The sequence below is a fragment of the Johannesbaptistia floridana genome (assembly GCF_057440575.1).
On the sequence record NZ_JALKVM010000248.1, the window covers coordinates 1 to 11,115 of the forward strand.

Here is an 11,115-nt window from a genome sequence, read left to right on the forward strand (position 1 = left end):
GACTTTTATCAAGCCCCCGTTATACCGCCTTAGCGGTTAACGGTGGGTTTGTGACAGTTATTAACCAGATTGACTAACGCAGAGACGTTCCATGATAGTATTGTGGTCTTGTCCTTCTTCTAACCAAGCTTGAGCTTTTTGGACTCTTTCAGAAATCCCTAAAACAAAGTGATTATATTCTTCTCCCCTCGATTCACAGGAAGTCTGCACACAATCTAATTCTTGTCCACTGATTTTAGAAAATAGGGAACTCAATAAACCTGCTTCTACAAAACAAGCTGGTTTATTAGTTTTACTGGCAGCTTCGGCAAAGGGAGAATTACTGGTTTTTACTACTAAAAATCCATTGTCGTAGTAATTGAGATTAATATCAATTATTCCCCAACCGTAAGTTTTCCAACACTGTTTAACACATTCTAGAAATTGCACCATTTCCATGTTGGCTATGGGCTTACCATAATAGTCACTTACTTCTTGGGCAAAGCGATTATAGAAGTTTTTACCCCACCAACGACCACAGTTATATAAAACCACACCGGATGCTTGACCAATTTCTTCATCTAAGGCGGCATACATCCCTTCTAACAGGAGTCTGGGAAAAGCTACTAATCGAGAGCCAGTCCGATTCTCAATTAAGCCGATTTCAAAGTCTCCAGAAACATAGGCATCGTAGGCGAAGTAGTTTCCTGAAAGAGGTTTTTGAGGATTGAGTAAATTATTAACGTCAATCATAATTCAATATTTCCTCCAGATAATGTGGTGCTTGATTCAAACAGTGTGTTGCGTGCTCCTTGTAAAAATGGCTGGATTACACTCCACTGGGATTTGTCTAACTCTCCTTGTAAGTGACTATACAGTATTTGATAAACTCGCTTATTAATCGAGACAGCCTGATGGGCTTCAATGGAGGGATTTAGCCATTCTAATATGCGTCTTTCTAGAAATTCTTGGCTATTTAATAGCATTCCCATAGCTAAGTAACGTAGAATCCCTGCCCAGTTGATGATTGCTTGTTCTATTTGTGGGGTTTCTGTGGGTGTTAATTCTTTTTCTAATTGATTAGCAATTTCTTGAAATAAATTAATTTCCTCGTTTCTCAGATGTTTGTAAATCCCTAAACGTATTTGCATAGAGTCAACATAACTCCGCAATTTATAAATCTCTGTTTCTTGAAGATAATGATCTTCTGCATCATATAATAATTCTTTCAATTCTGGATACATCTTTTTTTACCTCTAGAATAAATCAGATAAATCATTGATGTTCATCTGTGGAGTTTTTGTGTCTATAGTTTCGATTATTTGTTCTGTTGGCTTTTCTGGCATTTGAGCTACTTGGGGCTTTCCTTGCCAACTCAAATAACCAAAGAAATCTTGGACAGTTTGGGTAACTAATGATTCTCTACTAATGCTTTCAGTAATTAATTCTACTGGTTTTCCTTGCCAGTTATGGTGTCGGAAAAATTCCCCTACTTGCCAACATTTTGTGGGTAAATTTCGCTCAATTTTTCTTGTTTCTAGCCTTCTGCCTTGCCAGTTTGCCCTTTGAAAAAACTCTCTGACACTAGCTGTTCTGGCTAGAGTAATTTTACTCATGACACGAGTTCTCCATTTAATAATCTTTTTTCAATATCTCTGGCTGTCGCCCCTTCTTGTTGCCAGAATTGAGCTGCATCAATACGGTCTTGTTTTCCTAATAAAAACTTGCAATAGGTTTCTCCCATGGAGTAGCATTGAATCTCAATACAGTTGAGGGGTTTTTTGACTAGGGTGCTAAAAAAGCCTGCTAATAAACCTGCATAAATATGGCAAACTGGTTTTCCTACATCTCCTAATGTTCTGGCAACTACTGAGTCAAAGATATTTACAAACATAAAACCATTTTTCTGTTCGCTCATATCTACTTCCCAATTTCCCCATCCTTGACTAGTAAATGGCCACCACCAAGCTTCTAAAACATACAAAAAATTCATATTTTCTATTGTGTAATCATATTCTTCACTAAACCACTTGTGGAAGAATTGGGCATCTCTATCTCCCCATTCTTTGCCTATTCTATACATTACTACTGATGCTGCACTACCTACTTCTTCTTCTAATCCTTCGATTAAACCAATAATAAAATCTTCACTCACTAATATATTTCTTTCTTTGTTCCAATCAATAATACTTCCTGTATTGTTATTAAAGGCAAAGAAGTCTTCAAAGGCATAATGAGCATGTCTTTTTGGATATTTACTCCGCCAAAAATGTTCGGATTTTTTTTCTTTTTCTTTACCAGAGTTTTGAATAATAACCATCGTGATTATCTCATCTTAATATGTTTTTTTTTCTTGAAGTTAGTTATTAGATTTATTTTTGTGTATTTTGAGATACATTTTAATGTTCTTTCGGTTTTTACCTAATTACTATCTTCTCAATTTTTATTTTTACTTAAATCATTCTAGAACTTCAAACTTATTTGATATTTGTTTACATTCATGTAAAGAATTGTATAAATTAAAGGGTTAATTATCCAGGATTGTATTAATTAAACTAATTCCTTTTTGTTTGACAACTCTCTGAAAGTCTTGAATAATCAAGGAACAGGTTTTAATAAAGGCGGTAATCCATTCTTTGAAATATTCCATCTGTAAGGTAGTAACTAAGGTATTCAGAGAACCCTCAAAGGTAATTTTACTTAGGGAATCTATCTGAAAATGTGTTAACCATTCTCGGGGAGGACGGGAAGATTTTAAATATTTAGCTGTGATGGTAGGGCCCAAATAGTGAACACTACATTCAGCTATTTGGTTAAAACTGTGTAGTAATTGAGTAACAGTAACTTTTTGCTGAATTAAACTATCTATTGAAGATTTTTTGACCATTCCCCAACTTGTGGGGTCAAATTTTTCAGGAAATTGGGTTTTTTGAGTGTAAATTGCTCCGGTTAAATTAGCCCCGGTTAAATCAGCACTATTTAAATAGGCACCACTGAGGTCTGCTTTACTAAAGTTAACATTCATTAAATTAGCTTTAGTTAAAAAAGCATCATGGAGTCTGGCACCAACTAAATTAGCACCAACTAAATTAGCTTTAATTAAAGAAGTACGAGTGAGAATAGCGCCATAAAGATTACTACCCATCAAGTTAGCTTCGTTAAAATAAGCATTACTGAGATTAGCACGACTTAAGTCAGTGTTTTTGAGATTGGCGTAGCTTAAATCGCTGCCTTGGAAATTGGCATCTGATAGCTTCAAATTTCTCAATTGAGCATGTCTTAATCTCAGGTTGATAAACTGGCGATCTCCTGCAAGATAAAGCCTACGAAGTTCAAGATTTTGCACCATAAAACTGTTTATTAAAACAAAGTCTCTATATTTAGATTGCCTCAATTATTGATCCAATTCAACAAGTTAGTACAATTGTTAACAAAGTTATATTTCGGTAAAGGTGTGAGGAGTCGTTAATTGTGCTGAGTAAAGAATACAATCATGAGCTAGAAATTTCTACCTGGATGTCTGATTTAGGTTACCAAAGGGCTTGGGTAGAAATTAATCATCAAGCTTTAGCAAACAATGTACAAGCAATTAAAAAAATTTTGAAGCCGAATACCCAACTAATGGCAGTGGTTAAAGCTGATGCCTATGGACATGGTGCCGTAAATGTGGCAGAAACTATCTTAGCCGCAGGGGGAGATGCCTTCGCCGTAGCAACTTTAACTGAGGGGATAGAATTACGAAGAGCAGGTATTCAAGTCCCAATCTTAGTACTTGGTGCTACTAATACTCCAGCAGAAGCGCGGGCGATCGCTCTTTGGCAATTAGAACCAACTTTGTGTAATCCTCAACAGGCTTTGCTTTATAGTGAAACTGTGAGTCAATTAAATAGTTGTCTCCCTGTACATCTCAAGTTAGATACAGGGATGTCTCGTTTGGGAATGCCTTGGACAGAAGGGAGTAATTTTGCTAGTTTTGTAGCTAATCTGCCTAATTTAAAGATTCGTAGTGTTTATTCTCACTTAGCTACTGCTGATGCTCTAGACTCTACGATGATGCACTTACAAAATCAACGCTATCAAGATAGTATAGCGGCTATTAAGAGTATAGGTATCACCCCCTCCTATTTACACATAGCTAATTCTGCGGCTACTTTGAGAGATACTGCTTTTCACTATGATTTAGTGAGAGTTGGTTTAGCTTTGTATGGTTTATATCCCGCAGAACATTTAAGTTATCAGGTAGACTTAGAACCAGTTTTAACGGTAAAAGCGAGAATAACCCAAGTAAAAACAATTCCCCCTAATACGGGAGTTAGTTATGGTCATCGCTTTGTAACTAATCGAGATTTACGCTTAGGAGTGGTTGGTATAGGCTACGCCGATGGAGTGCCGCGTTTACTGTCACAAAAACTCCAAGTAATTATCAAAGGTGAATTAGTGCCCCAAATTGGCAATATTACGATGGACCAATTAATGTTAGATTTAACGAATCTTCCTGATGTACAAGCAGGAGAAGTAGTTACTCTTATCGGTAAACAGGGAGATACTAGCATAACAGCAGAAGATTGGGCACAGATGCTGGGGACAATTTCCTGGGAAATTCTCTGTGGTTTTAAACATCGTCTTCCCAGAATTTCTCGATATAGCAGTGCAAAAAATGCTTAGGACATTTTAATTACGGTTACTATAGCAAGCTCGCAAATAGATGTTTACAGTTATGATGAAAAGCCCCCCTTAACTCAGACCAAAGCATCTTTTCCACTCATTTACTGGTTGTGGATGAATCTTGAAGTCTTGAAGTCTTTACGTCTTTAAGTAATGAGTAACGAGTTAAAGAATTAATGCTCAACGCTTAAAAATTGGTTGACCGAGTGTAAGATCTTAGGCGAAAGAGAAATGAACTTTTTCTGAGGTTAATTTAGTACATAAGTACTGGTGCAAGATGTGGGTTTGGGGGGATCATGTATTTAATGAGCGGAACACTACAACGCTCACTGCTATATTACCCCAAAGCATGAGTGCCTGAAGCAATAACTTTCATCTATGATGGTAAAATTTTTTTATGAGAGCCTCGGTGCCTTACTTCACTTTTATTGTAAGTGTTCATCCGCATTTGATTAAATATATTATATAAATAAGAATGAATTATAAAATACCAAAAATTAGTCAAAAAAGACTTTTAAAACAAGCCTTAACTCATCGCTCCTACGCCAATGAAAATCCTTATGAAGGAGAAAACAACGAAAGACTAGAATTTTTAGGTGATGCTGTCTTAGGGTTTTTGATTGGGGAGTTTCTCTATAAACGCTACCCCCACATGAAGGAATCAGAATTATCTAGGCTAAGGTCTAAGTTAGTAGATGAAAAACAACTAGCCAGCATAGCACGTAAGCTTCAGTTAGGAAAACTAATTCACCTAGGCAAAGGTGCCGAAAAAGACCAGACTAGAGAAAGTTCAGCAGTCTTATCAGATACTTTTGAAGCCTTAATTGGAGCTTATTTTTTAGATGCAGGAATTGAAGCAGTTAAAACCTATTTAGAATCTTTGTTTACACCTATAGCATCAGAAATTGTTGCTACGAGTGAAGCTAATCAACTTCTAGATAGTAATCAAAAACTACTAGATTCTAAAAACATACTTCAACACTGGGCTATAGTCAATTATGAGCAAAATCCAATCTATGAGCTAATTATCGAAACTGGACCAGCTCACGCTAAATCATTTACCGTTCAAGTTAAAATTGAAGAGAGAATTTATGGTGTGGGTAAGGGTAAACGTAAACAAGAGGCAGAAAAACAAGCAGCTTTAGACGCTTTAAAGAATTTGGGACTCAATTAAATGTAAATTAGAATCTGCGGAAAAAGTAAGTTGTGCTGAGGATATAGACTTTGAGGCAAAAGGCAAGAGAGAGTAATTGTTTTGTCGTACAGAAGGAACTAAGGTTAAAAAGGAGGTTCGTAGTTGGACTTTAGTCCAAGAGATTGTAGTGGTGAGGCGTTTTTAATTTATTTAGGGCTAAAGCCCTACTACGAACCTATAGATGAGTTTTTAGGTTTGAGGTCTTACCATGGAGATAAGATAAACGGCTCCAGCAACCAGTATAATGGTAGCACCAGAAGTGAGATTAAAAAAATAGGATAACCACAAGCCAGTTAAGGTAAACACTACTCCTAAAGCAATAGCGGCAAACATCATCATTTTCAATTCTTTAAAAAACTGAGAAGCGATCGCCGCAGGAATACTCAGTAAGGCAATTACCATAATTATACCTACTATCTGCATCACCATCACTACCGTTAGAGCGATCGCCCCTACTAACATTAAATATAAACTATCTACTGGAATATTGCGAGTTTGAGCATAAACAGGATCAAAAGAAATCGCTAATAACTCTTTATAAAAGAGAATAACCATGGCAGCAATTAAAATATCTAATAGCAGCATAATTATTAAGTTGCGTTGAGAAACTGCTAAAATACTCCCGAATAAATAGCTTTCTAACCCGGCTTTGTAGCCTTCGGTTAAATCAATCAAAATAATTCCTAAGGCCATGCCTATGGCCCACATCACCCCAATCAAGGTATCTTTTCGCTGGTGGAGTTTGCGCTCTATCCATCCCATAATTAAAGCCATTACTATGGCAAAAACTATTGCCCCTACTACAGGATTAAAGCTAAAAAAATAACCTAAACCGATACCTCCATAGGCAACATGAGCAATTCCACCACTCATAAACACGATACGATTAACTACCACAAAAGTACCAATAATTCCACAAGCAATACTTACTAACACTGATGCTGCTATAGCATTGCGCATAAAATCGAATTGCCAAGCTTCAACTATACTCTCAATCATTGCCATTATCTCCCGCAGAATGAGGTGGAAAAACCCGATGAGGCACACCATGGGCGATTAAATCCACAGGACATTGATAGGTTTGTTCAATCATTTCTGCTGTAATTAACTTATCTTGATGATAAATTAGACGATGATTGAGACATCCCACTGTTTTTACATAGGTAGATACTGCCCCTAAATCGTGGGAAATCATCAGAATAGTCATATACTCATTTAATTCTCTAAGTAATTCATAAATACTTTTTTGAAATTTTGCATCCACATTAGCTGTAGGTTCATCTAATAACAAGATTTGTGGTTCTGAAGCTAAGGCACGGGCTATATATATCCTTTGACGTTCTCCTCCCGATAATTCCCGGACAAATTGGGATCTCTTGTTCAACATCCCCACTTGTTCTAAACTACGAGTAACTATAGTTTCATCTTGAGCATTATAACGTTGCAAAAGACGCCGTTTATCTAATCTTCCCATTCTGACTACATCATCAACTCTTATGGGGAAATCCCTATCAAATTCTAACAATTGGGGCACATAACCGATAAATTTTCTCCCTAGAATTACACAGCGATTGAAAATTTTTACTTCTCCTTTGATTGCTGGAATTAATCCTAATAAAACTTTGAGGAGAGTGGTTTTGCCTCCACCATTAGGTCCAATTATGCCAATAAAATCTAGTTCTCTCACCACCAGATTAATATCTTCTATCACCGGGACTCCCCTATATCCTGCCCAGACTTGATCAAAAGTTATTACTGAGTTCATTTGTTTGCACTCTCAACTAATGAATTTTGACTTTTTAGCACTTCACTAAAGGTTTCAGAGACTTTAATCAAGTTTTCTGACCAATCCGGGTCAAGGGGGTCAATATACATTACTTTTCCTTTGATTTCTTGGGCTATAATTTGAGCATCTTGGGAATTAAATTGGTATTGAGCAAAGACTACTCTGATATTTTCTTCCTTAGCTTCTTTGACTAATTGTGCCAATTCTGCGGCACTTGGTTCTTGTCCTCCTATTTCTATGGGAACTTGTACTAAGTTATAATCACGAGCAAAATAACCCCAAGCTGGATGAAAAACAATAAATTGACGATTCTCAACTCCAGCTAAATTTTGCCGAATTTGTTGATCTAGTTGTTCTATTTCAGCTATAAATGCTTCTAAATTGGCTTGATATTCTGCTTGGTTTGTAGGATCTATTTCTACTAATCCTTGATAAATATTTTCTGCTTGGATTTTAACTAACTCAGGAGACAGCCAAATATGAGGATCTAAGGTTTCTTCTGAGTGGGTTTCTTCTTCTTCATGGTCATGGTGTGAGTGAGCGACCATAGTTATTTTTTCAATTCCCTCGGCTGAATCAATCATTACTAAGTCTGGATTAGTACTTTTAAATCTTTCTAACCAACTATTTTCAAAGGGAACTCCAATACTAATATAAGCCTCTGCTTCACTTAATGCTCTCAATTGCTCTGGTGATGGTTCATAAGTAGCCGGTTCACTTCCTGGCTCTACCATAACATTGATTTTAACTGAATCCCCAGCAATTTTTTCTACAAAATACTGCTGAGGTAAAATACTTACTGTAACATCTATTGTTTCACTAACTGGGTTTTCTATTTCTTCTGTGGAATCAATAGAACTCGAACTACATCCAGTCAATATAGCACTTCCTATTACTAAGCTTAACAAACTTTTCTTTAATCGATTTATTTTTTTCATAATAAAATGATAATCATTATCATAAACTTTATCACAATTTAAAAGTAAAGTAAACTCAGATGTTGCATCTTTACCCAAAGTTATTGGTGTAGTGAAAAGCACGAATGTAGAATTGTGGTGCGCACGCTCAAAATGTAGAGAATTTATTAGGAGGAATATCTTGTTTACGGTAACCTTAAACTATTATAGTTAAAGTTGATCCCCACTTTTTTTAAAACCGTGAAAGCAATTTCTATACTAGGCTCTACAGGCTCAATAGGTACTCAAACCCTTGATATTGTTAGTCAATACCCGGACAAATGGAGAGTAGTCGGCTTAGCTACTCGTAATAATGTTACCCTTCTAGCAGAACAAATTAAACAGTTTGGGCCGGAAATTGTTGCTGTTTGCAACGAGTCGAAACTAGAGGAATTAAAAAGCGCGATCTCCTCCCAAGATTATCAACCAATTATCTTAGGTGGTGAAGAAGGAGTCGCCGAAGTAGCCCGTTATGGTGATGCTGAGACTGTTGTTACTGGAATTGTCGGCTGTGCTGGTTTATTACCGACTATTGCCGCCATCAAAGCTGGTAAAGATATTGCCCTAGCTAACAAAGAAACTTTAATTGCTGGGGCACCAGTTGTACTTCCCTTAGTCAAAAAACACCAAGTAAAACTTCTCCCGGCAGATTCTGAACATTCAGCTATATTTCAATGTCTCCAAGGAGTGCCAGAAGATGGTTTACGCAAAATCATTTTAACCGCCTCTGGGGGAGCATTTCGAGATTGGGATGTGGATAAATTAGCCTCGGTTAGGGTAGAAGATGCTTTAAAACATCCTAATTGGTCGATGGGTAAAAAAATTACGATTGATTCGGCTACTTTGATGAATAAGGGTTTAGAAGTAATTGAAGCTCATTATCTGTTTGGTTTAGATTATGACCACATTGATATAGTTATTCATCCCCAAAGCATTATTCATTCCCTGATTGAACTACAAGATACCTCAGTTTTAGCACAATTAGGCTGGCCTGATATGCGTCTACCTCTACTATATAGTCTTTCTTGGCCAGAACGTATATATACAGATTGGGAATCTCTAGATTTAGTTAAAGCAGGAAGTCTCACTTTTAAAGAGCCGGATCATCAAAAATATCCCTGTATGAATTTAGCTTATGCGGCGGGACGTGCGGGAGGTTCCATGCCTGCGGTACTTAATGCGGCGAATGAACAAGCAGTGGCTTTATTTATTGAAGAGAAAATCAAATTTTTAGATATTCCTCGTCTCATTGAAAGGGTGTGCGATCGCCATGAGCATTCTGCTAATCCTAGTTTAGAAGAAATTGTGGCCGCAGACCAATGGGCTAGAAATGAAGTTATCAACAGCAGCAAAATTTTAACCGAAGTTTAGTACAAACAATTAAACCCAGATTTTACATCTTTATCCAAGGTTATTGGTTAAGATAAAGATGGAATATCTGAGGTTTTCTTATTCTTACAGTCTGATTAAATTATTAAAATATTAGAAAGCTTATGGGTCTAGATTTGCTTGTTTTAATTGCCGCAATAATTATTGCTTGGCTAGTTTTTACCTGGTTGATTAAGGTAGTTAAAACTAGTATTAACACCGCAGTAATTATTGCTTTAATTATTCTTTTGTTACAGTTATTTTTTGGAATTGGACCTCAAGAAGTTTGGCAGCAGTTACTTAAAATACCTGAAACCATTAAAGTAATTTTTAATTTTTTATATTTGGTTTAAATTCTTGAGAATTTAAGGTTGTTGCCAAGGTTAAAAATATATCCTTCAAAGCGATCGCTTATTCTTGATCTAACACGGTAGGGCGATCAATCCTCATTCTACCTAGGGTCTGCTGAAAAAGTAAGTTTTGGTGAGGAGAAAGGCAGGAGGCAAGAGAGGCAGGAGGCAGGAGGTAATAATGATTTATGAATTTTCGAGTAATCAAAGAAAAAAATGCACTCTTTCTAGCATAATATATCAAAAAACCTTGCACTTTTTATGATAAAAATGGGCTCAAACCTTTATCTAGCAAAAGTTTTACATTTATTCAGCAAGCCCTACCTACTCCTCACTACTATAGCAACTATTTTGTTTTTTTATAACCTATTTACTTCTTTTGCTTAGTAGTGGTAGCTTATTGGTAGCTGAGTTTTTCAGTGAGCTACTCGTTAGCTACCCATTACTTCCTGAAAGCTAGAATCCCCTAGGGATTAAGAGAAATGCCGGGAGGCAGAATTGAACTGCCGACACGAGGATTTTCAGTCCTCTGCTCTACCAACTGAGCTATCCTGGCTGGTTAGTTTTTTTCTAACGCTTTATTAATATAACAAAGTTACTAAGAAAGTGCAAGGGTTAATTTAAAATATTTGCCAGATTTTTAAATTAGTAAAACTTATACTTAATATAAGTAAACACTAATTAAAAACTCTTTACAAAACTTTAGATTCAGGTTAAGGTATAAATGTGGGCAAACAAAAAGCCTCTGTACCTAGAAAACAATATAGCAATCATAAAAACAATGACTACTACTTTACAACAGCGCTCCTCTGCGAG

Annotated in this window: 12 protein-coding genes and 1 tRNA gene; 4 read left to right on the forward strand and 9 right to left on the reverse strand. The window is 36.4% G+C overall.

From position 1 onward, the window contains the following. Positions 1-60 precede the first annotated feature (60 nt). The 5 genes from MW688_RS15530 to MW688_RS15550 form a co-directional block, all read right to left on the reverse strand. Complete coding sequence (locus MW688_RS15530; protein WP_486736921.1) at positions 61-732, reverse strand: V4R domain-containing protein; 672 nt, start codon at positions 730-732, stop codon at positions 61-63. Continuing rightward, complete coding sequence (locus MW688_RS15535; protein ID WP_486736922.1) at positions 729-1,223, reverse strand: globin family protein; 495 nt, start codon at positions 1,221-1,223, stop codon at positions 729-731. The genes MW688_RS15530 and MW688_RS15535 overlap by 4 nt, the downstream gene beginning before the upstream one ends. Positions 1,224-1,235: 12 nt before the next feature. Then, complete coding sequence (locus MW688_RS15540) at positions 1,236-1,595, reverse strand: hypothetical protein (RefSeq protein WP_486736923.1); 360 nt, start codon at positions 1,593-1,595, stop codon at positions 1,236-1,238. Further along, positions 1,592-2,299 (reverse strand): V4R domain-containing protein, encoded by a 708-nt coding sequence (locus MW688_RS15545; protein ID WP_486736924.1) that lies wholly within the window; start codon positions 2,297-2,299, stop codon positions 1,592-1,594. Before MW688_RS15545 ends, MW688_RS15540 begins: the two co-directional genes overlap by 4 nt. 207 nt (positions 2,300-2,506) lie before the next feature. Further along, positions 2,507-3,328 (reverse strand): pentapeptide repeat-containing protein, encoded by an 822-nt coding sequence (locus MW688_RS15550; protein WP_486736925.1) that lies wholly within the window; start codon positions 3,326-3,328, stop codon positions 2,507-2,509. Positions 3,329-3,495: 167 nt separating this feature from the next. Between MW688_RS15550 and alr the strand changes: the two genes are divergently transcribed. Continuing rightward, positions 3,496-4,644, forward strand: a complete 1,149-nt coding sequence (alr, locus tag MW688_RS15555; RefSeq protein WP_486736931.1) for an alanine racemase — start codon at positions 3,496-3,498, stop codon at positions 4,642-4,644. Between the two features lie 475 nt (positions 4,645-5,119). Then, on the forward strand, positions 5,120-5,818 hold the full coding sequence (gene rnc / locus MW688_RS15560) for a ribonuclease III (protein WP_486736926.1): 699 nt from the start codon (positions 5,120-5,122) through the stop codon (positions 5,816-5,818). Positions 5,819-6,028: 210 nt separating this feature from the next. Here rnc and MW688_RS15565 read toward each other — a convergent pair whose 3' ends face one another. Genes MW688_RS15565 through MW688_RS15575 form a run of 3 tightly spaced genes read right to left on the reverse strand, consistent with a single transcriptional unit; the run spans position 6,029 to position 8,563 of the window. Beyond that, positions 6,029-6,826, reverse strand: coding sequence for a metal ABC transporter permease (locus MW688_RS15565; protein WP_486736932.1), 798 nt, complete (start codon positions 6,824-6,826; stop codon positions 6,029-6,031). A gap of 4 nt (positions 6,827-6,830) precedes the next feature. After that, positions 6,831-7,604: a metal ABC transporter ATP-binding protein gene (locus MW688_RS15570; protein ID WP_486736927.1), complete on the reverse strand. Its 774-nt coding sequence runs from the start codon at positions 7,602-7,604 to the stop codon at positions 6,831-6,833. Beyond that, positions 7,601-8,563, reverse strand: coding sequence for a metal ABC transporter solute-binding protein, Zn/Mn family (locus MW688_RS15575; RefSeq protein ID WP_486736928.1), 963 nt, complete (start codon positions 8,561-8,563; stop codon positions 7,601-7,603). The genes MW688_RS15570 and MW688_RS15575 overlap by 4 nt, the downstream gene beginning before the upstream one ends. A 219-nt stretch (positions 8,564-8,782) precedes the next feature. On the opposite strand from MW688_RS15575, the gene dxr reads away from it, so the two are divergent. Further along, entirely contained in the window at positions 8,783-9,952 is a 1,170-nt protein-coding gene (gene dxr, locus MW688_RS15580; protein ID WP_486736929.1) for a 1-deoxy-D-xylulose-5-phosphate reductoisomerase, read from the forward strand. A 122-nt stretch (positions 9,953-10,074) separates the two neighbouring features. Further along, on the forward strand, positions 10,075-10,302 hold the full coding sequence (locus tag MW688_RS15585; protein WP_486736930.1) for a hypothetical protein: 228 nt from the start codon (positions 10,075-10,077) through the stop codon (positions 10,300-10,302). A 480-nt stretch (positions 10,303-10,782) separates the two neighbouring features. On the opposite strand, the gene MW688_RS15590 is transcribed toward MW688_RS15585, so the two are convergent. Further along, positions 10,783-10,855 (reverse strand) — tRNA-Phe (locus MW688_RS15590). Positions 10,856-11,115 lie beyond the last annotated feature (260 nt).